The organism is Micromonospora sp. AB353 (assembly GCF_049538395.1).
GTDB classification, from domain to species: domain Bacteria; phylum Actinomycetota; class Actinomycetes; order Mycobacteriales; family Micromonosporaceae; genus Micromonospora; species Micromonospora aurantiaca.
Genome location: NZ_JBMVFV010000054.1, coordinates 1 through 21,221 on the forward strand (window position 1 = coordinate 1; position 21,221 = coordinate 21,221).

The following is a 21,221-nucleotide window of genomic DNA, read 5'->3' on the forward strand; positions in this document are numbered from 1 at the left end:
GCAGCCGCCGGTCGAGCGCCGCTGCGGCGCCCCGGCGAACCCCTTCGGGTACGACTTCTGCGGCGGCCAGCGGATCCGCCGGCCGGCTGCCGGGGTGTGCGACTGGTTCGAGTGCGTACCCGGGTTCTGGTCCGATCGGGGCTGGCTGGTGCAGTGCCGCGACGGCGCGGTGAGCCGCACCGGCGGGCAGCGCGACGTGTGCGCCGGCCACAAGGGGTTCCGCCGGACCGTCTGGCGCTGACGGCGGTCAGGCCACCGGGCGGGGCGTGACACGCAGCGGCAGCAGCCCGGCCAGCACCAGCGCGGCCCCGACGGGCAGCAGGTTCAGGTTCACCGCGATCGCCAGGAACCCGGCGAGCACCAGCACCGGCGCCCACACCGGCAGCAGCCGGACCGCCGCCGCCCGGTACAGCAGCACCAGCAGGCCCAGCTCGAACAGCAGCGGTCCGCCGTACAGCACCAGGCCGGGCGTGGGCACCGCCTCGGCGAAGCGGGGGAACAGGTCACCGAGGATCACCCAGACGAAGGCGGCGGCGCCGACCAGGCCGGCCGGCGCGGCCACGTCGTCGAGCGTCCGCAACCGCGACGACCGGGTACGCAGCAGGCCGTGCAGCCCGACGATCAGCGCGGCGAAACCGAGCACGCCGAGCAGGAACAGGGTGTGTCCGGTGTTCCAGGCCCAGGCGCCCTTGTCGCTGTGCCCGTCCAGTCGGTCGAGCAGGCGCAGCAGGCCGTAGCCGAGCAGCAGCGCCGCCGACGCCACGGCGACCGGGCGCACCCACTGGTACGGGCGTGTGCGGGAATCGATGAGGCTCATCGCCTCAGCGTTCCGCGCACCGGTGCGCGCGGCATCCGGGTCCGGTCCCGCACCGGACCCGGATCAATCCGCTCGCCCCCCGTAGGGGTGCCCGGATACCGTCCGGCCGTGTCCCGCACCGTCACGCTGGTCCTGCTCGACGCCGCCGGCGGTCCGCTCGGCGCGCTGCCGCCGTTCGGCGTGCCGGAGCCGTGGTGGCAGGAGGTGCACTCGATCGTCGACACGGTCCGGCGGCGTTACGGGCTGGAGGTCGCCGTGCTGCGGCTGCTCGACGCCGACCGTCCCGCGCCTCCCGGCGGCCACGTCCGCTACCTGGCGCAGGTGGTCGACGCTCCCGCCGTACCCCTGGAACCGGCTGGGAACGCGCTCGGCGTACCCCTGGAACCGGTGACCGTGGACCTCGCGCCGCATCCGCTGCGCCAGCCGTGGGCGGAGGCCGGCGGTCCGGCCCGCAGCGTCGCGTGGGCGACCGGCGAGCTGCGCCGGCTCGGCCGCCGGGTGACGGCGGTGGCGCAGCAGCGCACCTGGAACCTCTCCGCCATCTGGCGCCTGGACACCACCCAGGGGCCCACGTGGCTGAAGCAGCTCCCTCCGTTCTCCCGCCACGAGCCCACAGTCCTGGCCTTCCCCGGTGATCAAGGAGTTGGTGTCGATGTCGATCTCCCTGGTGACACGAACTCCTTGATCAACGGGCCGGTGGTGCTCGCCGCCGACGGGGAGGGGCGGATGCTGCTGGCGGACGTGCCGGGGGAGGACCGGTACGGGGCCGGGGAACGCGAGCGGGCTGCCGTCGCGGCGGAGCATCACTCGGTGCAACTGCGGGCGTGCGGGGTCGTCGACGAGCTGGTCGCGGCCGGGGTGCCCGACCTGCGCGGGGCGCGGCTGGCGGACTGGATCCGGGAAGGGCTCGCCGGGCACGACGTGTCGGCCGCCGTCGGTCGGCTCGGGCACGACCTGTCGGCCGCGAGCGCGCTGCTCGACGGGCTCGATCGGCGGTTGCGGCAGGTCGGCGACTGCGGCCTGCCGGACACGCTCGTGCACGGCGACCTGCACCCCGGCAACGTCCGCGGCGACGACCGGCGCCGGACCGTGATCGACTGGGCGGACTCGTTCGCCGGCCACCCCGCCTTCGACATCCTGCGCCTCACCGAGGACGTCGACGCGGACGCCGCCGCCCGGCTGGTCGACGCGTGGGCGCGGCGGTGGCGGACCGACGTGCCCGGCAGCGACCCGCGCCGGGCCGTCGACCTGCTCCGGCCGGTCGCGCCGCTGCGGCTGGCCGCCGTGTACGCGATGTTCCTCGCCGCCATCGAGCCGGGCGAGCATCCGTATCACGTGCACGACGTGCCGGCCGCGCTGGCGCGAGCGGCGGCGTTCTAGACGCGGCGGACCGGGATCCACAGCTCCGCGTCGGCGGTGCCACCGTCCTCGGCGACCCGGACCCGGGAGATCTCCGGCCCCGGCCGGGTCTCGTACGGGTTGGACGGGAACCACGACGTGAACACGGCCCGCCACAGGTGCTGCACCGCCACCGGGAACGCCCCGGAACTGGAGAACACCGCCCAGTCGCCGGCCTCGACCGGCAGGCTGCGCAGGTCGTCCGGCACGTCCGCGCCGGTGACCGCCGCGTACCAGTAGTCCAGCTCCGCGCCCTCGTCCCGGGCACCGGCCAGCTCGGCGCTGACGTTGACGATCCCGCGCGGCTCCTGGTCGGACAGCGCCTCGATGCGGCGGACGGTGGCCGGGTCGATGCCCCTGACGAACGCCACGATGTGCGGGTTCATCCCCTCGTGTACGAGCGGCACCCGCGCCGTCAACCCGGCGAGCCGGAAGGCGTCCTTGGTCACGATCCGGTAGTCCATGCTGGTGTTCCCTTCGACGACGAGCCGGAAGGACATCCGGGGCTGGGACCGCAGCACCGCACCGGCCTGCCGGGCCTGCGTCGGCCCGACACCGTGCACGGCCCGGAACGCGCGGGCGAACGCCTCGTTCGAGCCGTACCCCCAGCGGACCGCCACGTCGAGCAGCGACTCCCGGCCGGCGAGCACGTCGGCCCCGGCCAGCGTCATCCGGCGACGGCGCACGTACTCCGATAGCGGCAGCCCGGCCAGCGCCGAGAACAGCCGGCCGAAGTGGTGCTCCGACACGCCGGCGATCCGGGCCAACTCGGCCACGTCGAGCGGCTGGTCGAGCCGCTGTTCGAGGTGGTCCAGTGCGGCGTTGAGCCGATCCAGCACCCGTTCTTCCCTCCTGGTGACGCCTTCGACGCTAGGTTCCCGGCCGACCGCCGACCCGATCACACCCGACCCGGTCCGGTCGCCTCATCGACACTGGCGGGCGTGTCGCATCATGGCGTGGTGATCTTCCGGAAGCGGCACCACAAGAAAAAGAAGAGCCGGGACTGGTGCAACTGCGACGTGCCCACCTGTGACGGTCCGGGCTGCTGCGACCTGGGCCTCTTCTCGATGCTGCTCACCCTCGGCTCGGTGACGGCGGGCGTCGTCCGGCGGCCGGCCGTGGACCGGGCCGGCCGGGCCGCCATCCTCGGTTACCGGCGCTGGTTGTCGCACCGCTGGCCGGCGACCTGCCGCTACACGCCGACGTGCAGCGCGTACGGGCTCGCCGCGGTGGAGCGGTACGGGCTGGCGGTGGGTGGCCGGATGGCCGCGGACCGGGTACGCCGATGCCGTCCCGACGTCCCGCACGGCACCCACGACCCGCTGCGCTGACGCCGATCGCCCGCCGGTGCGCCTCGCGCGTCGGCCGGCGCTCATCCGACCGACGTGGGGCCGCCGAAGACGACAGGTACGCCGGGGGAGTAGAGCACGCTCACCGGCGGCCCGTCCGGTGCGGGCAGGCCCGCGGCGGTGATCAGCTCGTCGTCCAGGTGCAGCAGTTCGGCGCGGTGCAGCGGCCACTGTGGATGCCAGTTCGGCAGGTGGCGGGTGCGGCCGTACGCCCGGGTGTGCAGGCCCCAGCGGGCGGTCAGGAAGTGTTCCAGCGGCGTCGGCTCGGCGATGGGCGCGCCGACGCGTACCGCCATCCGGCTGGTCGCGCCGGCCGGACCGGGCCAGCGGCGGCGGCAGCGGTAGGTGAGCGTGTCACCGGACCGGTCCAGCCGCATCGCCGACCACTTGTACGGCAGACGCAGGCTCACCTGGGCCACCAGCACCGGCACCAGGCGGGACGCGTCGAGCGAGCGGAACACGACAGCGCGCCGCCCCGAACCGTCGACGGAGTAGAGCCGGACGTTCGTCTCCCAGAACGTGCCGAAGTACGGCACGCCCGGGCCACGGCCGAGACCCAGCCCGACCATCCGGAACCCGATCAGCCCCACGTAGGTGAGCCCGTCGAGCGTGTCCGGCCGGGTGCCGGCGGGCAGCAGCGGCGCCACCCGTTCCGGCGGTACCGCCCAGTGCAGGAAGGCGAGATCGTGCCAGCGCTGCGCCAGCCAGGCCCGGCGGATGGCGCGTACGGGAGCGTGCTCGACCGGCTCGATCTCCACCGGTCCATCCTGCCTCCCGGACGCGCCGGGAGTCACTCCGGGCGGTGGCAGACCGCCTCGACGTTGTTGCCGTCCGGGTCGCGGACGAACGCGCCGTAGTAGGCGGCGTGGTATTCCGGCCACTCCTTCGGCGCGTGCAGCACCTCCGCGCCGGCCGCGACAGCCGCGTCGTGGAACGCCCGCACCGTCGCGCGGTCGGCCGCGGTGAACGCGATGTGCACCGGCACCGGCGTGGCGCCAGAGGGTGCTGGCTCCACCCAGAAGTCGGGCGCGTCGACGCCGTAGCCGATCGGGCCGGGCTCCATGAGCCGACGCCCGCCCAGCGGGGCGAGCACCGTGTCGTAGAAGGCGCCGCTCGCCTCCAGGTCGCGTACCGCTACGGAGAAGTGGTCGAGCACGTCGCCTCCCTGCGATCGTCGATGACCGCGCCAGGCTACGAGCCCCCTACGACACTTCCGCCGTCCGGTTTGCGTCGCGCCGCCATCGTCGAGCGCCCGGGCTCGGTGGTTCTGCCTCTATGTGTTTCCGGCGGCGGTAAGGACCGCCGGGCGGGGCGCGCGTCGTCGCCGGGCGGTGTCCGCGACGATCAGCAGGCCGGGCACCGCGCCGAGCAGCCAGATCACGCCCACCGGCCAGTGGATCACCTCGCCCACCGCGCCCCGGATCTCCGGCACGTCACCCACCACGTAGGACGCCTCCGGGTCGTCGGTGCGGCAGTCAAGCGTCCACGTACCGGGTGTCGGCACCCGCACGGTCGCCACCCAGGAATAGACGGCGGCGTCGCTGCCGTAGTCGCCCGGCGGGACGGAGACCGGCTCGGCCGCCCGGACCTCCGAGCCGCCGCCGGTGACCCGGCAGTCCGGGTCCGCCGGGGAGAAACCCAGCGCGAAGATCGCGTACGCCCCGGCGGCCGGTGCCGTGAACCGATCCGCCGACGTCGCGTACGGGCCGACGCCGCCGTACTCGTGCGGGGGGTGCCCGATCGTGCTGTCCTCGGCGCCGAGCCGTACCGCGGACTGCGCCAGCAGCGCGCCGAACACGACGGCGAGCCCGCCGACCAGATAGCCGCGACGCGACGCCGGGCGGGCCCGGTGGGGCAGACGCCCGCCGGCGGCGTACCCGATCAGCGCACCGGCCACCGCGAGCGCCGCGCCGCCGAGCAGCGCCCGCCCCCAGCGGGCCTCGCCGGTCAGCGGCACGACCCACCGGAAGAACGCCAGTGACAACGCGAGAAGCGCCGTCGCGACCAGCGTGGACACGCCCAGGGCCACCGCGGGCCGCCGGGGCTGCCGGGCCGCGAGCACGGTGGCGAGCAGCGGTGACGCGAGTACGGGCCACCACAGTGCGGTCGAGAGCGGCTGCTTCTCCTCCCACCTGTGCGTCCACTCGTAGACGACCAGTGGGGCCGGCGCCGTCGCCACCAGCCAGGCCGTCAGCACTCCGGGACCGGGCAGCCTCGCACTCATCAGTCGATCCTCGACCACCCGGATCATCGACGAAAGTCCGCGAGCCGTCCGAAAGGGATTGCTAACGCAGCGTAGGATCGCGTGCGACACAGCCGAACACACGGGGGAAACGATGTTCGAGCGCCTGGGCAGATTCGTCGTGGGCAAGGCCTGGTGGGTGATCGGCGGCTGGGTCGTCGCCGCGATCGCGATCATCGCCGCCAGTCCTTCGCTGAGCGACATCACCTCCGCGGACCAGGAGAGCTTCCTGCCGCGTTCCTACGAGTCGGTGCAGGCCACCGAGCTGGCCGCGAAGTCGTTCCCGCAGGCCGCCACCGCCACCGCCACCGTCGTGGTCAAACGCAGCGACGGCAAACCGCTCACCCCGGCCGACGAGGCCCGCGTGGGGCAACTCGCCACCGCGCTCAAGGCCAGGAACATCCCGCAGACCTCCGGCTACCTCACCGGCCCGCAGGCCGTCGCGCCGGACAAGTCGGTGCAGGTGGTCACCGTCGGTCTCGACGCCGACAGCCCCGACGACCCGGGCCTGCTCGACGCGGTACGCGACCTGCGCGCCGCCCTCGGGCCGGACCTGGCCGGCAGCGGCCTGACCGCCGGGGTGGCCGGCGACGTGGCGAGCTTCGTCGACAACGAGGACACGTTCAACGAGGCGTTCGCCGTCGTCGGTGTCGCCACCATCGTCCTCATCATCGGGCTGATCCTGATCATCTTCCGCAGCCCGATCGCCGCGCTGCTGCCGGTGGTGGTCATCAGCGTCGTCATGTCCGTCACCACCGGGCTGGTCGCCGCCGCCGGCAAGGCGTTCGACCTCAACGTCAGCCAGGATCTGCAGACCATCCTGCTGATCGTGCTGTTCGGCATCGGCACCGACTACATCCTCTTCCTGCTGTTCCGCTACCGGGAGCGGCTGCGCGCCGGCGACGACAAACGCACCGCGATGGTCGTCTCGGTACAGCGGGTCGGCGAGGTCATCACGTCCGCCGCCGGTGCGGTCATCGTGGCGTTCCTGGTGCTGCTGCTCGCCTCGCTCGGCTTCTTCGGCTCGCTCGGCCCGGCGCTCGCCATCGCCGTCGGCGTCATGCTCGTCACCTCGCTGACCCTGATCCCGGCGCTCGTGTCGCTGCTCGGCCGGTGGGTGTTCTGGCCGTCGAAGGCGTGGCAGCGCCCGCCCAAGGCGACCCTGTCCCGGCGGCTCGGCGCCGTGGTCGGCCGCCGCCCGGCGATCGTGGCAGCGGCCTCCGGAGCGCTGCTCGTCGCGCTCGCCGCCGGGGTGCTCGGCTACAAGGCCGACTACGACTTCGGCGCCGGCTTCCCGCAGGACACCGAGTCGGCGCGGGCCGCCCAGGACCTCCAGCGGGGGTTCGCCGCCGGGGCGCTCGCGCCCACCGAGGTCTACCTGACGACCGGCAACGGCACCCCGCTCACCGACCAGCAGGTGAACGACTTCGCCGCCGCGTCGGCGCGGGCACCCGGCGTCGGGCAGGCGCAGCCGCCGGAGCGCAGCGCCACCGACCCGAGCGTCGCCCGGATCAGCCTGCTGCTGAACGAGAACCCGATGTCCAACGAGGCGATCACGCTCGTGCGTGACGACCTGCGAAAGGCGGTGCACGAGGCGGCTCCGCCGGGCACCAGGGCGCTCGTCGGCGGCACCACGGCGATCTTCGCGGACATCAACTCGGCGAACAACAGGGACCTGTCGGTGATCCTGCCGGTCGCCGCACTCCTGATCGCGATCATCCTGGCGCTGCTGCTGCGCAGCCTCGTCGCGCCGGTCTACCTGGTTATCGCGGTGCTGCTCAACTTCGCCGCCACGCTCGGCGCCACCGTCTACGTGTTCCAGGGGCTCCAGGGCAACCCGGGCGTGACGTTCCAGCTGCCGATCATCCTCTATCTGTTCGTGGTGGCGATCGGCACCGACTACAACATCCTGATGATCGCCCGGCTCCGGGAGGAGGCGCGCGAGGGCCACGAACCGCACCAGGCCGCCGCGATCGGGGTGGAACACGCCGGCCCCACGGTCGCCGCGGCCGGGCTGATCCTGGCCGGCACGTTCGGGGTGCTGATGCTCGCGCCGATCTCGTTCCTCCAGCAGATGGGCTTCGCGGTGGCGATCGGGATCGTGCTGTCCGCGTTCGTCATGTCGATGTTCTTCGTGCCGGCGCTGACCGGGTTGATCGGCCACAAGGCGTGGTGGCCGGGGCACGGCGACGAACGGCGCAACGGCGGCGGCCGGCACGCCGCCGCCGAGCCGGCGGACGCGGCGTCGACCTGACCGTGACCCGCCCCGGCGCGGCTCAGCCCTCGCCGGGGCGGACCAGCCCGCTCTCGTACGCGATGACGACGAGCTGCGCACGGTCGCGCGCGTTCAGCTTCTGGAGCAGCCGGCTCACGTAGGTGCGCGCGGTCTCAGGGCTGAGGAACAACGCCTGCCCGATCTCCGTGTTCGATCGTCCGGCACCCACCTGCGCGAGCACGTCCCGTTCCCGTGCGGTCAGTCCGGCCAGCCGCGCCGGGTCGGCCACCGGTGAACGGGCCGCCGCGGCGAGCACCCGCCGGGTCACCGCGGGGGAGAGCAGCGCGTCGCCACCGGCCACCGTCCGGACCGCGTCCCGCAGGGCGTCGGGCGGGGTGTCCTTGAGCAGGAAACCGGCCGCCCCGGCGCGGATCGCCTCGAACAGGTACTCGTCGTCGTCGAACGTGGTGAGCATGACGACCTGCACACCGTCGAGCGTCGGGTCGGTCAGGATCCGCCGGGTCGCCTCCAGCCCGTCGCCGCCGGGCATCCGGACGTCCATCAGCACGATGTCGGGCCGCTGCTCCCGTACCACCGCCAGGCCGCTGCCGCCGTCGCCCGCCTCGCCCACCACCTCGATGTCCGGCGTCCGGTCGAGCAGCGCGCGCAGGCCGGTGCGGACCAGGTGCTGGTCGTCGACGAGAACGACGCGGATCGGGCTCACGCGGCGACTCCCGTCAGTGGCAGGTGGACCGACACCCGGAAGCCGCCGCTCGTGCCGGGTTCGGCGCTGCCCGTTTCGATCGTGCCGGTTTCGACGGTGCCGCCGAGCAGGGCTATCCGCTCGGCTATGCCGCGCAGGCCCTGGCCCGTCCCGTCCCCGGCGGGCGGGCCGCCGCGACCGTCGTCCACCACCTCCAGCGCGAGCCGGCCGGGCGTGGCGCGCACAACCACGGTGACCCGGGTGGCGTCGGCGTGGCGCAGGACGTTCGTCAGCGCCTCCTGCACCACCCGGTAGACGGTGCTGCCCACCACCGCCGGCAGCGTGTCCACCGGACCCTCGATCCGCAGGTCGACCGCCAGCCCACCCCGGCGTACGCCGTCCACGAGCGCCGGGAGCTGATCGAATCCGGGGACCGGTTCCCGTGGCCCGGGCTCGCGGCGCAGCGTGCCGAGCGTCGCCCGCAGCTCCGCCATCGCGCTGCCGCTCACCGATCGGATCGCTGCCAGCGCGTCCTCCGCCTGCGCCGGATCGCTGTCGGCGAGCGCCTCCCGGGCGACGGCGGACTGCAACGTGATCACCGACATGGTGTGCCCGAGCGTGTCGTGCACCTCCCGGGCGATGCGCAGCCGTTCCGCCTCGACCTGACGGGCCGCCTCCCGGTGCCGCTCCTCGTCGGCCGCGACCGCCTGCCGGACCAGCGCCGCCCGCAGCGACCGGCGGTTGCGTACCGCGTCACCGAGGGCGATGACGGCGAGCAGCAACGCCGCCTCGGAGCCGAGTTCCGTACCGACGACCACAGCGATGTCGTCCCCCTCGGCCAGCCGGGCGACCACCGACACGGCCAGCAGGCTCCCGGCGACCACGGCGGCCGGGCCGACACGCCCGCGCTCGGACACCCGGTAGAGGACGGCGGCGGCCGGGGCGGCCACCCCGACCGGCGGCAGGTCCAGCGCGTAGTACCCGAGGATCACGACCGCCGCGGCCAGCAGCGCCGGCAGCGGCCACCGCCTGGCGCACAGCACCAGCCCGCCGAGCACCGCGCCGACCACGACCGCGAGCGCCGCGCCGCCGGGCGAGGGCCGGTCGGCCGCCACGGCCACCACGATCAGGCCGAGCGTGGCCGCCGCGAGCAGCACGTCGGCGCGGGTGGGCGAGGTGTCGGGCACGCCTTCGAGCCTAGGTCCGCGCGGACCCTCACCGCTGTCGTCCGCAGGCGTCAGGGACGACCCCGAGGCGTACGCCGAGAAGCGACATCCGGTCGCGCGGCCACGCGGACGACGGCCGAGAGCGTCCGGCCTAGCGTCGATGGCGTCCCCGAAACGTGAGGAGAAACCTCGTGGTACGTACAAGACTGACCTGGTTCGCCCTTATTGTCATGATCTGGGCATCGATGATGTCGTTCGGCGGGGTCGCCGCCGAGACCGTCATGCTCTACCCGAACATCTTCAACGACGCGCCCGCCTCGCTCGACCGGGCCCGTGAGTTCCTCGTCCACGGCGGCCCGCACGACTACTTCCCGCCGCTCGGCGCGTCGGTGATCCTGAGCAGCGTCGCCGCCACGCTGCTCACCTGGCGCGACCGGCGGCTGCGCTGGTGGGTCGCCGGCGCCACGGCTGTGTTCGTCGTCTGCGAGTTCCTGTTCTCCGCGGTCTTCTTCTGGCCGCGCAACGAGATCATGTTCGTCGACCCGCCCGGGACGCACTCCGCGGAGTACCTACGTCAGGTCGCCGCCGAGTTCGTCGCCGGTCACTGGGTGCGCTTCGCCGGAGGTGCGGTGACGGCCGTCCTGGCGTTCGTCGCGCTGCTGCGCTTCGTGCGCTCGACCGCGTCCGTTCCGGCTCCCGCGTCGGCTGCGGTGCCGGCTTCGTCGCCTGACTCCGGGTCGGCGGAGGTGACGCGATGAGCGCGGGTCGCCGTACCCTCGGGTTCTCCTGGCCGGCGTTGGTCGCCCTGGCCGCGCTGGCCGCCCCGCGCGTGGCCCTGCACGACCTGGACGTCGTGCCGGAAGGCACTGTCGTGGCCGCGCTGCTCGCGGTCGGGCCGCCGCTGTGCTGGGTGGCCGCCGTGCTGTGGCGGCGGCCGCCGCGACCGTTCCTGACGATCGTGGTGATCGGGGCGCTGTACGGGGTGTTCCTGGCGGCCGGCCACCAGGTGTTCTGGGACTCGTCGCTGGGGATGGACGCGCCGGGGCTGGCCGGGCTGGAGCCGGGGGCGCGGGAGGCGTTGTTGCGGGCTGCGGCGGTGATGTCGAGCCTGTTCACCGGCGCGATGGTCGGAGTGATCGCGGGTGGGGTGGCGGTGCTGTTGTCGCGGGTGCTGCCAGCCCGACGTTGTGAGCAGGCCGACACCTCTCGTCCGCTCGCCTGACTTGGCGAGCGGACGGCATCCTCCTAGCTCAGGCGGCTATCGCCCGAGCGGCGGCGTACATGTCGGCGGGAAGCGGATGCCGCAACTCCCAGAGGATCCGCATGGGCCGGTCGCCGCTGTGCTCCCGGTACGTCATCGGCCCCGCGTACAGGTACGGCGGTGCGCCCAGGTCACGGTCGGCGATCTTCGTCTCGCGGACGAACAGGTGCACCGTCGAGCCCTGCGCGACGTGGTTGACGTATCGCTGTCCAGTCGCCGAACCCGACGACGTGGTGCTCTGCGACTCCCACTGGAACAGCCGGTCGGTGATGGCGCGGTCGGCGTACATGGTGGTGGGCGAGTAGTGCTCCTCGGACTTCACGAGCGTGACGAAGAACAGATCCGCTCGCTCGTCGGGCAGCCACTTGACGCCCTCGCGCAGCGAGCCTGGATTGGTCATGCCGAATGCGGCGCACGCCTCGTTGCGGCTGTAGCGGGCATGCACCCGCAGAGGTACCTGGTCGGAGGCCGGTCACTTGGGCACCTGGATGCCCTCGACTTCGGCGAGACGACGCTCAGCGAGGAGGATGCCCAGCACCTGCGGTACCGGGTCTGGTGCGACGTGCAGGTTCCCGGCGGTGGGCGCTGCGGACTTCGGGACGGCCACGACGGGCCGTGTGGGGTGACAGAGCTGCGCTGACTGCCGGTACCGTCCCCGGCGTGCCGGACACCGTAGAACTGCTTGCCGCGTTCATGCCGCCCCTGCCGTACATGAAGGATGTCGTCGCGGACGCGCCGGCGGCGCCGGGCGTGCACCTGGTGCTCGACGGCGGTGAGATCGTGTACGTCGGCCACACCGGCAACCTGCGCGCCCGGCTGCGGCAGCACCTCACCGGCAACCGCGACTCGTCCGTGCTGCATAAACAGGTAGGCCAGCTCCTCGACACACCGGCCCAGGCCGCGACCCGCGATGACATCGCCCGGTGGCTGGGGCGGTGCGAGGTCCGTTGGCAGGAAACCGACAACCCCGAGGGTACGAAGGAAGCACTGGTCCTGGCGCTGCGTCCCCGCTTCAACCGCAAGGTGCCCCGCTCACGCTAGGCGTACGGGCCGTGCTCCGCGTCGGTGCCGTTGTTAATAAGGGTCCCTTCCTCTACCGGAGGCGTTAATAAGGGGCCCTTCCTTACACCGAGCCCTCGGCGTGTCGTGCGGCGAACGTGCTGGTGACGGGCGGGGTTGCTGGGAGCGATCCCAAAGGGGGCGACCATCCACCCTGTACGGTCGCTACACTCCCCGAAAACGCCCGGAACCGCCCACGGAGTCTGGAGACGCCAGTGACCCGCGACAAGGCCGCACCGCCCGGAATCGATGTCACCGTTCCCAGCGTGGCCCGGGTCTACGACTACTTCCTGGGCGGCAAGGACAACTTCGAGGTCGACCGGAAGGTCGCCGAGCACGCCCTGCGGATCACGCCGGACGGGCCGGCCGCCGGTCAGGCGAACCGGGCGTTCCTGCGCCGGGTGATCCGCTACCTCGTGACCGAGGCGGGCATCGACCAGTTCCTCGACATCGGCTCGGGCCTGCCCACCCAGGGCAACGTGCACGAGGTCGCGATCGAGCACAACCCGGCCGCCCGCGTCGTGTACGTGGACAACGACCCGATCGTCCTGGCGCACGGGCGGGCGCTGCTCGCCGCGGAGGGCACCGCGACGGTGATCCAGGCCGACATCCGGGAGCCGGAGGAGATCCTCAACGACCCGGACGTCCGCCGGTTCCTCGACTTCGACCGCCCGATCGGGCTGCTGCTGTTCGCGATCCTGCACCACATCGGCGACGACGAGAACCCGCGATCGGTGGCGGCGGCGCTGATCGACGCGCTGCCGTCCGGCAGTTACGTCGCGATCTCGCACTTCCGCGACCCGGGTGAGCGGGATCCCGAGGGCTCCCGCAAGGCCCGCGAGGTCGAGCGGGTGTTCAACGAGTCGCTGGGCACCGGCCGCTGGCGTACCGACGAGGAGATTCTCGCCTTCGCCGACGGGTTGACGGTGCTGGAGCCGGGCCTGGTGCCGCTTGCGGAGTGGCGTCCGGACCCGGACGCGCCGGCCCAGCAGCAGACCGACACGTACCACACGTTCGTCGGGCTGCTCGCCCGCAAACCCTAGGCGGTACGGAGCCGCCAGTGGGTGCGGGCACGTCAGCCGGATTCCTCGTCGCCCTCCTCGAACCGTGCCAAGGCGGTGGACAGGTCCCGCAGGAACGCGTCGACCCGGGCGCGGTAGTAGCCGTGGGCGATGAGCGGCAACTCGAGCAGGGCCCGCTCGACCTGAACCTTCGTCGCGAGGCGCAGCAGGTGATCCTCCGACCGCAGGGCTTGCCGGCCCTGCTGCACGAGGGCGTCGACGGCATCCCTGTCGTATCCGCGCGCTTCGATCGGGAAGTCGGCTGAGTCGAACCGCTGCCGGACGATCTCGCGGTGGTCGGTGAAACGGCTGCCGCCGTACCGGGCGAGGGCGGCGGCCACCTGATCCGTCTTCTCCCGGACGTCGTGCACGTCGAGCAGGACCAGGCAGGGCCGGTCGTCCCACGGGCTGCGGTGTGTCAGTGGAAGGTCGAGGGTCGACCTGGCGGCGGGTACGAGCAGCAGCAACGGCGACGGCATCCTCTTGTCGGACAGCCCCGGAGGTTGCTGGTCCAGGACCAGGTGGTCGATCTCCGCCCAGGGCAGCAGCCGGTTCAGTCCGGCCGTCCGGACGGTCAAGCCGTCGAAGCCGATGTGGAACCGGAACGGCCGGACCGCCTCGACGATGCCTGCAGTGCCGACGAGCATGACGAGCCCGCCGACGATGAGCCCGCCGACCAGTCGAAGGGTGCTGCCGGTCAGCCCGGACAACACCATGCAGAAACCGATCGGCAGCATGACGACGCCGACGACCAGACCGGCGCGACTGCGGTGAAGATCCATCGTCTGACCCGCGATTCCCCGTCCCTGGTGACTGAGAGGGTGACAGCCGGGCGCAAGGTGATCGATGGAGCAGGCGGCGATCTTCCTGGCGGCGGCGCGCGGCCCTGCCCGGGGGCGTGTTAAGAAGGGGCCCCGCCTCTACCGGAGACGTTAAAAGGGGGCCCTTCCTTGCACGAAGCGGAGCAGGTGATCCAGCGTGTGCTGCGGGATCTGCGCGACGGTACGCACCGCGGCGTCGTCGTGGACTCGCCGCCCGGCGCCGGGAAGTCGACCCTCGTCGTCCGCGCCGCGATCGAGACCGCCGCCACCGGCGACCCGCTGATGATCGTGGCGCAGACCAACGAGCAGGTCGACGACCTCATCGACCGGCTCGGCCGGAAGGCGCCGGAGCTGCGCGTCGGGCGGCTCTCCGCGACCGACTACCGGCCCACCGAGCGGGTCACCGCCCACCCGGCGGTCCGGGTCGCGGCGAAGGTCGCCGACCTGCGCGGCCCGGCGGTCACCATCGGTACGGCGGCCAAGTGGGCCACCGTCACCGAGGGGAGCTGGCCCTGGGCGATCGTGGACGAGGCGTACCAGATGCGCGCTGACGCGCTGCTGCGCGTGGCGGGACGGTTCGAGCGGGCGCTGTTCGTCGGTGACCCCGGGCAGCTCGATCCGTTCAGCACCGTGGAGACGTTCCGCTGGACCGGCCTGACCTGGGATCCGATGCAGTCGGCGGTGGCCACGCTGCTGCGGCACAACCCGGAGCTGCCGGTGCACCGGTTGCCGGTGTCGTGGCGGTTGCCCGACTCGGCCGCACCTGTGGTGTCCGCCGCGTTCTACCCGTTCACCGGGTTCCGCGCCGGGACCGGCCCGGCCGACCGGGCGCTGACGTTCACCGGGCCCGGCGCGGGTGACGCCTACGACGCGTCGGTCGAGCTGGCCGCCGCGACCGGCTGGGCGTTGCACGAGCTGCCGGCCCGGCACACGGTGCGTACCGATGGAGAAGCCGCCGCGGCCTGCGCGGAGCTGGCGTTGCGGGTGCTGGCGCGCGGCGCGGTCGCGGTCAGCGAGGCCGCGCCGGGCGGCGCGCCGGTCACCGCGGACCGGATCGCCGTCGGGGCCGCGCACCGCGACCAGGTCGCGGCCATCCGGTCCCGGCTGGGCGCGGCAGGGGCGGGCATCACGGTGGACACCGCCAACCGGCTCCAGGGCCGGGAGTACGACCTGACGATCGTGCTGCACCCGCTCTCCGGGCGGCGCGACGCCACCGCGTTCCACCTGGAGTCGGGCCGGCTGTGCGTGCTGGCGTCGCGGCACCGGCACGCCTGCGTGGTGGTGGCGCGCGCCGGGATCGGTGAGCTGCTCGACGCGTACCCGTCGACCGAGCGGGTGCACCTGGACGTGCCGGTGAAGTTCCCGGACGGCTGGGAGGCCAACCAGACGGTGCTGACCCACCTCGATGCCCACCGGGCGTGACGAGGGGCCGTCGCGGCAGGATCGGCGGACCGTTCGGATCTTCCGGCGCTCGCGGCCGGTGGGCACGATGGCCGGATGCATCCTCACGACCCCTACCAGCAGCAGCCGTACTACCCGCCGGCGTACGTGGAGCAGCCGAGCGAGGGGATGAGCAGGTGGGCGATCGTCCTGTGGGTCACGGTGCCGGCGCTGCTGGTGATCCTGTGCTGTGCCGGATGCGTCGTCTCCGGCTTCGCGGGCGGCTTCATCGAGGGTTTCAACGAAGGCCGGTCGTCGTAGGTCGCACCGCCCCCTCGGCGGGCGGCGCTGGCGGCGGTGCGTTAGACAGGGATCATGACCGCGAGTGTGCTGCAGTGGCTGGGCGGGGCCCTGGTGGCGGTGGCCGCCGGTTTCCTCGCCGTGTCGCTGCCCCGGCGCCGCGTCCGGGCCGAGGGCCGGCGGGTCGCCTGGTCGTCGGCGCGGGCGGCGATCCACGACGCGACAGTCAGCCGGGACGCGTCCCCGGCGACGGTGCCGGAGGCCGAGCGGCTGCTGGCCCGCGCCGAGCTGCTCGCCGCCGGACGCGGCGGCGCCGACGCGGCCCGCGCGGCGGCCGAGCACGCCCGCCGCGCCGACGAGCTGTGGCGGGCCGGGCGATGACGAGGGTACGGCGGGAACTGCTGCGCTGGTCGCTGCTGGCCGCCGCGGCGGCGGTGCTCGTGGTGTTCCTGGTGGCGCAGCGGCAGAGCGTCGAGGTCAGCTACGGGCGTTCCCCGTCGACCGCCGCGCTGCCGGAGGGCTCGGCCGGGGAACTCAGCGACGCGAGCGTGCCCTCGGTCGAGGAGATGACGGCGCTGGTCGCGGCCGAGCCGGTGGTGCGGCTGCCGGGGGCTGTCGCGCGCTGGGACGAGCAGCGGGTCCGGGCCGCCATCGGTGACCGGGGCACCCGCATCCTGGTCGCCCCGCCCGGCCTGGACGAGGCCGAACGCCGGCGGGTCAAGGACGTGGAGAAGGCGGAGATCCGGATCGTCGGCACGGAGGTCAGCGGTGGCCTCTACGTGGCGTCGCCGGACGACCTGCCGGGCTGGCGGGCCCGGTTCGCCACACACGACGTGACCGGCGCGCTGCTCACGCTGCTGGCGACGCTGCACGACCAGCCCACCCCGCCGGACCGCGACGACCTGCGCTGGCGCGAACCGACCGGCCCGGAACTGGCCCCGATGGTCACCGCGCTGCGGGCCACCGGCCGGTATGTGGGCCCCGGCGCCACGCTGACCCGCCTGCCGGAGAAGGCGGCGGGAACCGCGTTCCCGGACGGCGCCTGGTTCGTGGTGCTGCCAGCCCAGCCGTACGGGGAGCCGCTGCCCGCGTACGGGCCGGCGCTGCACCGGCTCGCCCCGGACCAGCCGTTCGTGGTGATGTACGGCGACTGGATCGAGTACCACGGTCCGGGCGCTGCGGAATTCGCCGAGGTGGCGGCAGCGGCCTTCTACGCCCAGGCCGGCGGGCGGATCGGCCGGTACGCCTATCCGCAGCAGAACGTGCTCGGCGCGTATCTGGCCCAGGTCACCGACGTGCGGTACGCGGGGCTGTTCGACCGTCCGCTGCCGTACCGGCCGTTCGACCCGCTGCGGGTGGCGCTGCCGGCGCTGCCCTGGCTCTTCGCCGCGTGCGTGGCGGGTTTCGTGGTGCTGTCCATCCGTACCGTGCGCGGGGCCGGCCGCCGCCCGGCCGACGTCGGTCCCGGTGGTACGCCGGCCCGGCTGGCCGGGCTCTCCGCGCTGGCTGTCGAGTTGTCGCTCCTGACGGACGCGCGCAGCGACCCGGCGCTGGTCCGGGGCGTGGGCCGGTTGCGGGCGGCCCGGGACGCGTTCGACGAGGGGTTGCCCGACCGGCACGTACGCGAACTGCTCGCCGACGCGGCGGCCGAGCTGGACGACGTGGCCCGGGACGTGCGGATGCCCGGTTACCGGCCGGACGTCTACCTGCGGGCGAGGCTGTCGTGAGCCGCGTCGCGACGCGTCCCGAGCGGACGGCGGCCCCGCGCGGCGCGGTGGCGACCGGCCCGCGCCGGCTGCTGGGCCGCCTGGTCGGTACGGCGTTCGGCCGCGCGGTGCTCGCCTGCCTGGCGCTGGCCGGCTGGGCTCTGTGGACCGGCGGCATCCTGGACGGCCCGGCGGCCCGGCAGGTACGCGGCTCGTCTGTCTACGCGGCGCCCGGCGTGGACCTGGACCGGGCCGCCGCCGAACGGGTCATCGGCAACCGGCGGCTGGTGGTGCTGATCATGGAGCCGGGCGCCGACCTGCGGGAGGCGTGCGACGACACGGAACGCGCCACCCAGGGCACGCTGGTGCTGGCGATGAGCGGCGACGACGGGGACTGGGACACCTACGGCTGCTCCCGCCTCGGCGGTGACGGCCCTCGTGACCTCGGGCGGGCCATGGTCGCCGAGACCACGATCAGCCGGGGCGCCGACGCGTTCGTGGACCGGCCGGTCGAGGCGCTGAAGGTGATCGTGCTCAACTACGACCGGCTGGTCCGGGCCGGTCTGGTGCCTGACGGCGCCCGTACCATCAGCCCGTCGCTGCCCCGGTATCTGCTGGCCGGCGGCGCGGTGGCCGGGGTCGTCGCCGGTGCGGCGGTGCTGTGGCTGGGCGGCCGGCGGGCCGGGCGGCTGGCCGACGCGCGCCGGGCCGGGCGGGACGCGCGCGCCGACGAGCGGGCCGCGCTCGGCGCCGCCACCGCTGTCCTCGCCCAGCAGATCATCGACCTGGACGGGTACGCCGGGCCGGTCGCCCCGGCGCATCGCCGGCTGGCCGCCGACTACGTCGGCCTGCTCGACGAGGTGTCCGAGGTGGACGACGACGCCGGGGCCGTGCGCCGGCTCCGGGAGCGGGTCGAGGAGCTGAGCCGCCGCGCGGCGGACCTCGCCGACGACGCCGCGTCGGGCCGGCGTGCGGACCGCGCGGGCGGCCGGAAGCCGGACAAGGTGGCGGCCGGTGCGACGACGGGGAAGGGCCGGACGCGCGGACGGGGCCGGCGGTGATCCGCCGACCCCGTCGTCACGGCGTCGTCAGCGCTGGGCGCCCACGGTCGAGGCGGCCGGCCAGCTGCCGGTGAAGACCTGGGCGGGCGTCGCGCTGCGGACGGCGAAGCCGAACAGCGAGTCGACCCGGGCGGCCTCGGCAGAGCTGGGGTACGGGTTGGTGCAGCTCGTGCCGGCGCTGCCACCGGACATCAGGATGGCGCAGTTGCCGTTGTAGTTGTCCGGCAGGCCGAGGATGTGGCCGATCTCGTGCGTCATGATGCGCAGCGGCGAGTACTGCTGGGCCTGGTAGTAGTCGATCACCACGCGGCCGTTGCCGAGGCTGGTGCGCTGGGCGTACGAGCCGCCGCCGTAGGTGTAGGTGATCCGCAGGTTGGACCCGCACTGGGCCATGTTGATGTTGTTCGTGTAGTTGTTCCAGATCGCCGCCGCCTGCACCGCCGTGTTGGCGAACGGGCCGGCCTGGCTGATGTTGTAGCAGACGTTGCGGACGGCGGCGGAGGCCGGAGCCGGGTTGACGGCTACCGCGCCTACTGCTGCCAGCGTCGCGGCCGCGAGGGTGGCGAGGATCCGGGACAGCTTGGGCTTACGCATGGTTCACACTCCTTGGGATGGGGGTGAGCGGAACGCCGCCAGCCTATAGATAGGTATTCATCGATATCAAGGGTTGCGGTGAACTGACCGGGCTCGATCATCCGTACCCCTGGTCGTGCGGACCACGGAGCTGGTGACCTGTCCCCGCGAGCCCTGCGAACGGCTCGGCCCGGTCGCCGTGCGCGCCGCGGTGCACCGCTGGCTGCGGCTGATCGCTGCGGACGCGGAGCTGGCGCCGTACCTGATCGGGGTGGACCGCCGCCGGCTCGCCGCGCTGCTCACCGCCCGGCTGGACGCGGCGCTGGGCGGTACGCGGCGGAGCCCGGACGGCGTGCCCGCGGACGCCGGCGGACCGGTCGTCGGTGGACCACGACGCCCGCCGCTCACCGGAGAGCAGCGCTGGCGCGTCCTGGACTACCTGGCCGCGGCACTCTGGACGCTCGACCTGCCGGCGGCGACAGTCGTCGACGCGCAGCGGGCCGTGGCCGGGCTGCTCCGGGCCTGACCGCCCGTCCGGCCGGGTGGCGTGAACCGGGCACAGGAACTGTCGTTCACGCCGCCGGGTATCCCCGGGTTTCCTGTCGACCTCCCGTCACACAGGGTGTTTTTCTGATCGCTTCCGGTCGATAGCGTCGGTCCACTGCCGTCGACGAAGGGCCGACGATGAACGACAACGGACACCCATTCGACCGTCGGCGACTGCTCGCCGGCGCGGCGGCGGCCTCTGCGGTCACAGTGACCGGCCTGGCCGTCGCCACCACCACCGGTGCCTCGGCGGCCGCGCCGGGCCGCCCCGCGACGCCACTCGTCTCCCGGGACCGCATCGCCACCGCCGCGCTGCGCGCACCCGACGGATCCGCGCTCCCGGTCGCCGTCCAGGCCGACTTCCACGCCCGGCTCGCCGCCTGGCTGGCGTTCTGGTCGGCGAACTCGCCGGCGGCCTGGAGCGTGCCGGTGCAGGTGGTCGCCCGGATCGAGGCGGCCGGCGACGCGCTGGTGCTGCACGGGATCCGGCACCGCCGCGACGACGAGCTGCGCGCCGGCTTCGCCGCCGGCCGGCGGGACGCCACTCACCTGGCCACGCTGGCCAGCCTGCACCACCACTTCCCGAGCGTGCGGGTCCGCCCGGACGGCACCATCCGGGTCGCCGACGGACCCGCCGGGTTCACCGGCGCGCCGGAACAGGTCGCCTTCGCCGTCGCGGCCTGCCGCGAACTGTGGGGCGACACGGCGGCGACCGCCGGCCGCTGGGCGGAGCACGCCGCCCGGGTGCTCGCCCGCGCCGGGCACCGCACCGACGCCGCCTCGCACGCCGGCTGGGCGGCCTTCACCCGCACCAGCCTGCGTCGCGGGCTGGGCACCGAATCGTACGAGTGACCGGAGGTAGCACATGGCCCGCAACGAGTTCCGCTTCGTGGTCGACGGCGTCGACCTGAGCCCCGAGCAGCAGACCCTGATCGCCGCGGAGATCCAGAAGGCCGGCCTGGCCGCCCTGCGTACCGCCGACGCCAGGCTGACCAACCCGCTGACCGTCGGCCACGGCAACATCAAGCTGCGTCCCGAGTGGTACGGCCTCTGGGTCATCGACGGTCCGTTCGCCCAGGACCTCGGGCAGAAGATCAACGACATCGGGTTCTGGATCCAGCGGTGACCGACGCCGCCCCGCCGGCCGGCACGCCGGAGCGGATGTGCCCGAGCACCCCGGCGTCGAACGCCACGGTGTTCCTCGGCATGATCACTCCGGCGGGCCGGGTGGCCTACGTGACCCCGGCCGTACCGGCCGAGGTGGCGCTCGCCGGGCTCGGTGACTCCGACGAGCCGATCGAGTCGCGGGCCCGGCTCGCCGGCCCGTGCGTCACGTCGTCCTGTGGCTTCTGGACCGGCTCGCACTGCGGCCTGGGCGCCCGGATGGCCGCCTCGTACGCCGAGACCGCCCCGCCCGCGGAGGAGACGCTGCCGAAGTGCGCGATCCGGCGTACCTGCCGGTGGTTCGCCGAACAGGGACCGGCCGCCTGCCCGGCGTGCGCGCACGTGGTGACCGACGCGCGGCTCTGAGGGCTCCTCCTTGTCGGACCCTTCGGCTAGCGT

Annotated in this window: 26 protein-coding genes and 2 pseudogenes; 18 read left to right on the forward strand and 10 right to left on the reverse strand. The window is 73.6% G+C overall.

Annotated elements, in window-relative coordinates; genetic code table 11:
* Positions 1–241: pseudogene (locus ACPCK6_RS20620) on the forward strand (hypothetical protein); the annotation flags it as partial.
* Between the two features lie 6 nt (positions 242–247).
* Here ACPCK6_RS20620 and ACPCK6_RS20625 read toward each other — a convergent pair.
* Positions 248–817 (reverse strand): hypothetical protein, encoded by a 570-nt coding sequence (locus tag ACPCK6_RS20625; protein WP_396880069.1) that lies wholly within the window; start codon positions 815–817, stop codon positions 248–250.
* Between the two features lie 108 nt (positions 818–925).
* Between ACPCK6_RS20625 and ACPCK6_RS20630 the strand changes: the two genes are divergently transcribed.
* Positions 926–2,197: an aminoglycoside phosphotransferase family protein gene (locus ACPCK6_RS20630; RefSeq protein WP_423481924.1), complete on the forward strand. Its 1,272-nt coding sequence runs from the start codon at positions 926–928 to the stop codon at positions 2,195–2,197.
* On the opposite strand, the gene ACPCK6_RS20635 is transcribed toward ACPCK6_RS20630, so the two are convergent.
* Positions 2,194–3,054 (reverse strand): AraC family transcriptional regulator, encoded by an 861-nt coding sequence (locus ACPCK6_RS20635; protein ID WP_396880071.1) that lies wholly within the window; start codon positions 3,052–3,054, stop codon positions 2,194–2,196. The two genes, ACPCK6_RS20630 and ACPCK6_RS20635, sit on opposite strands and share 4 nt — an antisense overlap.
* A gap of 120 nt (positions 3,055–3,174) precedes the next feature.
* On the opposite strand from ACPCK6_RS20635, the gene yidD reads away from it, so the two are divergent.
* Positions 3,175–3,546, forward strand: a complete 372-nt coding sequence (gene yidD, locus ACPCK6_RS20640; RefSeq protein WP_334466188.1) for a membrane protein insertion efficiency factor YidD — start codon at positions 3,175–3,177, stop codon at positions 3,544–3,546.
* Positions 3,547–3,587: 41 nt separating this feature from the next.
* On the opposite strand, the gene ACPCK6_RS20645 is transcribed toward yidD, so the two are convergent.
* The 3 genes from ACPCK6_RS20645 to ACPCK6_RS20655 all read right to left on the reverse strand — a co-directional run bounded on the left by ACPCK6_RS20645 (position 3,588) and on the right by ACPCK6_RS20655 (position 5,788).
* Entirely contained in the window at positions 3,588–4,322 is a 735-nt protein-coding gene (locus ACPCK6_RS20645) for a YqjF family protein (protein WP_423481925.1), read from the reverse strand.
* A gap of 32 nt (positions 4,323–4,354) precedes the next feature.
* The gene (locus tag ACPCK6_RS20650) at positions 4,355–4,720 is read right to left on the reverse strand and encodes a VOC family protein (protein WP_423481926.1); all 366 of its coding nucleotides are present in this window, start codon (positions 4,718–4,720) and stop codon (positions 4,355–4,357) included.
* A 117-nt stretch (positions 4,721–4,837) separates the two neighbouring features.
* Positions 4,838–5,788 (reverse strand): hypothetical protein, encoded by a 951-nt coding sequence (locus ACPCK6_RS20655; RefSeq protein ID WP_423481927.1) that lies wholly within the window; start codon positions 5,786–5,788, stop codon positions 4,838–4,840.
* A gap of 112 nt (positions 5,789–5,900) precedes the next feature.
* Here ACPCK6_RS20655 and ACPCK6_RS20660 point away from each other — a divergent pair, with 112 nt between their 5' ends.
* The gene (locus ACPCK6_RS20660) at positions 5,901–8,060 is read left to right on the forward strand and encodes an MMPL family transporter (protein WP_423481928.1); all 2,160 of its coding nucleotides are present in this window, start codon (positions 5,901–5,903) and stop codon (positions 8,058–8,060) included.
* A 22-nt stretch (positions 8,061–8,082) separates the two neighbouring features.
* On the opposite strand, the gene ACPCK6_RS20665 is transcribed toward ACPCK6_RS20660, so the two are convergent.
* Both ACPCK6_RS20665 and ACPCK6_RS20670 read right to left on the reverse strand, forming a co-directional pair.
* Positions 8,083–8,745, reverse strand: a complete 663-nt coding sequence (locus tag ACPCK6_RS20665; RefSeq protein WP_423481929.1) for a response regulator — start codon at positions 8,743–8,745, stop codon at positions 8,083–8,085.
* The gene (locus ACPCK6_RS20670) at positions 8,742–9,911 is read right to left on the reverse strand and encodes a sensor histidine kinase (RefSeq protein ID WP_423481930.1); all 1,170 of its coding nucleotides are present in this window, start codon (positions 9,909–9,911) and stop codon (positions 8,742–8,744) included. Before ACPCK6_RS20670 ends, ACPCK6_RS20665 begins: the two co-directional genes overlap by 4 nt.
* A gap of 170 nt (positions 9,912–10,081) precedes the next feature.
* Between ACPCK6_RS20670 and ACPCK6_RS20675 the strand changes: the two genes are divergently transcribed.
* Both ACPCK6_RS20675 and ACPCK6_RS20680 read left to right on the forward strand, forming a co-directional pair.
* Complete coding sequence (locus tag ACPCK6_RS20675) at positions 10,082–10,648, forward strand: anthrone oxygenase family protein (protein ID WP_423481931.1); 567 nt, start codon at positions 10,082–10,084, stop codon at positions 10,646–10,648.
* The gene (locus ACPCK6_RS20680; RefSeq protein WP_423481932.1) at positions 10,645–11,112 is read left to right on the forward strand and encodes a hypothetical protein; all 468 of its coding nucleotides are present in this window, start codon (positions 10,645–10,647) and stop codon (positions 11,110–11,112) included. Before ACPCK6_RS20675 ends, ACPCK6_RS20680 begins: the two co-directional genes overlap by 4 nt.
* Before the next feature lie 28 nt (positions 11,113–11,140).
* Here the strand turns inward: ACPCK6_RS20680 and ACPCK6_RS20685 are convergent.
* Positions 11,141–11,614: pseudogene (locus ACPCK6_RS20685) on the reverse strand (DUF3427 domain-containing protein); the annotation flags it as partial.
* Here ACPCK6_RS20685 and ACPCK6_RS20690 point away from each other — a divergent pair.
* From ACPCK6_RS20690 to ACPCK6_RS20700, 3 genes are all read left to right on the forward strand, one after another.
* A complete protein-coding gene (locus ACPCK6_RS20690; protein ID WP_423481933.1) occupies positions 11,591–11,791 on the forward strand; it encodes a hypothetical protein in 201 nt (66 codons plus the stop codon). The pseudogene ACPCK6_RS20685 and the gene ACPCK6_RS20690 sit on opposite strands and share 24 nt — an antisense overlap.
* 20 nt (positions 11,792–11,811) lie before the next feature.
* On the forward strand, positions 11,812–12,192 hold the full coding sequence (locus ACPCK6_RS20695; RefSeq protein ID WP_423481934.1) for a GIY-YIG nuclease family protein: 381 nt from the start codon (positions 11,812–11,814) through the stop codon (positions 12,190–12,192).
* 233 nt (positions 12,193–12,425) lie between these two features.
* Positions 12,426–13,253 carry an SAM-dependent methyltransferase gene (locus tag ACPCK6_RS20700; RefSeq protein WP_423481935.1) on the forward strand — a complete coding sequence of 276 codons (828 nt, stop codon included), beginning with the start codon at positions 12,426–12,428 and terminating at the stop codon, positions 13,251–13,253.
* 32 nt (positions 13,254–13,285) lie between these two features.
* Here ACPCK6_RS20700 and ACPCK6_RS20705 read toward each other — a convergent pair whose 3' ends face one another.
* Positions 13,286–14,053: a hypothetical protein gene (locus tag ACPCK6_RS20705; protein WP_423481936.1), complete on the reverse strand. Its 768-nt coding sequence runs from the start codon at positions 14,051–14,053 to the stop codon at positions 13,286–13,288.
* A 168-nt stretch (positions 14,054–14,221) separates the two neighbouring features.
* On the opposite strand from ACPCK6_RS20705, the gene ACPCK6_RS20710 reads away from it, so the two are divergent.
* The 5 genes from ACPCK6_RS20710 to ACPCK6_RS20730 all read left to right on the forward strand — a co-directional run bounded on the left by ACPCK6_RS20710 (position 14,222) and on the right by ACPCK6_RS20730 (position 18,539).
* Complete coding sequence (locus tag ACPCK6_RS20710; protein WP_423481937.1) at positions 14,222–15,514, forward strand: AAA family ATPase; 1,293 nt, start codon at positions 14,222–14,224, stop codon at positions 15,512–15,514.
* A 75-nt stretch (positions 15,515–15,589) separates the two neighbouring features.
* The gene (locus tag ACPCK6_RS20715) at positions 15,590–15,793 is read left to right on the forward strand and encodes a hypothetical protein (protein WP_281600474.1); all 204 of its coding nucleotides are present in this window, start codon (positions 15,590–15,592) and stop codon (positions 15,791–15,793) included.
* A gap of 54 nt (positions 15,794–15,847) precedes the next feature.
* Positions 15,848–16,153, forward strand: a complete 306-nt coding sequence (locus tag ACPCK6_RS20720; RefSeq protein ID WP_423481938.1) for a DUF6403 family protein — start codon at positions 15,848–15,850, stop codon at positions 16,151–16,153.
* The gene (locus ACPCK6_RS20725; RefSeq protein ID WP_423481939.1) at positions 16,150–17,499 is read left to right on the forward strand and encodes a hypothetical protein; all 1,350 of its coding nucleotides are present in this window, start codon (positions 16,150–16,152) and stop codon (positions 17,497–17,499) included. Before ACPCK6_RS20720 ends, ACPCK6_RS20725 begins: the two co-directional genes overlap by 4 nt.
* Positions 17,496–18,539, forward strand: a complete 1,044-nt coding sequence (locus tag ACPCK6_RS20730) for a hypothetical protein (RefSeq protein WP_423481940.1) — start codon at positions 17,496–17,498, stop codon at positions 18,537–18,539. The genes ACPCK6_RS20725 and ACPCK6_RS20730 overlap by 4 nt, the downstream gene beginning before the upstream one ends.
* A 27-nt stretch (positions 18,540–18,566) precedes the next feature.
* On the opposite strand, the gene ACPCK6_RS20735 is transcribed toward ACPCK6_RS20730, so the two are convergent.
* Positions 18,567–19,133, reverse strand: coding sequence for a snapalysin family zinc-dependent metalloprotease (locus ACPCK6_RS20735; RefSeq protein WP_396880088.1), 567 nt, complete (start codon positions 19,131–19,133; stop codon positions 18,567–18,569).
* A 115-nt stretch (positions 19,134–19,248) separates the two neighbouring features.
* Here ACPCK6_RS20735 and ACPCK6_RS20740 point away from each other — a divergent pair, with 115 nt between their 5' ends.
* The 4 genes from ACPCK6_RS20740 (at position 19,249) to ACPCK6_RS20755 (ending at position 21,188) form a co-directional block, all read left to right on the forward strand.
* Positions 19,249–19,638: a globin gene (locus tag ACPCK6_RS20740; protein ID WP_423481941.1), complete on the forward strand. Its 390-nt coding sequence runs from the start codon at positions 19,249–19,251 to the stop codon at positions 19,636–19,638.
* 158 nt (positions 19,639–19,796) lie between these two features.
* A complete protein-coding gene (locus tag ACPCK6_RS20745; RefSeq protein ID WP_423481942.1) occupies positions 19,797–20,510 on the forward strand; it encodes a hypothetical protein in 714 nt (237 codons plus the stop codon).
* Between the two features lie 13 nt (positions 20,511–20,523).
* Positions 20,524–20,784: a class I SAM-dependent methyltransferase gene (locus ACPCK6_RS20750; RefSeq protein WP_091418956.1), complete on the forward strand. Its 261-nt coding sequence runs from the start codon at positions 20,524–20,526 to the stop codon at positions 20,782–20,784.
* The gene (locus ACPCK6_RS20755; RefSeq protein WP_396880091.1) at positions 20,781–21,188 is read left to right on the forward strand and encodes a hypothetical protein; all 408 of its coding nucleotides are present in this window, start codon (positions 20,781–20,783) and stop codon (positions 21,186–21,188) included. Before ACPCK6_RS20750 ends, ACPCK6_RS20755 begins: the two co-directional genes overlap by 4 nt.
* Positions 21,189–21,221 lie beyond the last annotated feature (33 nt).

Coding starts and splice junctions, on each gene's coding strand:
- ACPCK6_RS20625 (WP_396880069.1), bottom strand. CDS start 817: ATGAGCCTCATCGATTCCCGCACACGCCCGTACCAGTGGGTGCGCCCG.
- ACPCK6_RS20655 (WP_423481927.1), bottom strand. CDS start 5,788: ATGAGTGCGAGGCTGCCCGGTCCCGGAGTGCTGACGGCCTGGCTGGTG.
- ACPCK6_RS20660 (WP_423481928.1), top strand. CDS start 5,901: ATGTTCGAGCGCCTGGGCAGATTCGTCGTGGGCAAGGCCTGGTGGGTG.
- ACPCK6_RS20680 (WP_423481932.1), top strand. CDS start 10,645: ATGAGCGCGGGTCGCCGTACCCTCGGGTTCTCCTGGCCGGCGTTGGTC.
- ACPCK6_RS20690 (WP_423481933.1), top strand. CDS start 11,591: ATGCACCCGCAGAGGTACCTGGTCGGAGGCCGGTCACTTGGGCACCTG.
- ACPCK6_RS20705 (WP_423481936.1), bottom strand. CDS start 14,053: ATGGATCTTCACCGCAGTCGCGCCGGTCTGGTCGTCGGCGTCGTCATG.
- ACPCK6_RS20715 (WP_281600474.1), top strand. CDS start 15,590: ATGCATCCTCACGACCCCTACCAGCAGCAGCCGTACTACCCGCCGGCG.
- ACPCK6_RS20720 (WP_423481938.1), top strand. CDS start 15,848: ATGACCGCGAGTGTGCTGCAGTGGCTGGGCGGGGCCCTGGTGGCGGTG.
- ACPCK6_RS20725 (WP_423481939.1), top strand. CDS start 16,150: ATGACGAGGGTACGGCGGGAACTGCTGCGCTGGTCGCTGCTGGCCGCC.
- ACPCK6_RS20735 (WP_396880088.1), bottom strand. CDS start 19,133: ATGCGTAAGCCCAAGCTGTCCCGGATCCTCGCCACCCTCGCGGCCGCG.
- ACPCK6_RS20745 (WP_423481942.1), top strand. CDS start 19,797: ATGAACGACAACGGACACCCATTCGACCGTCGGCGACTGCTCGCCGGC.
- ACPCK6_RS20750 (WP_091418956.1), top strand. CDS start 20,524: ATGGCCCGCAACGAGTTCCGCTTCGTGGTCGACGGCGTCGACCTGAGC.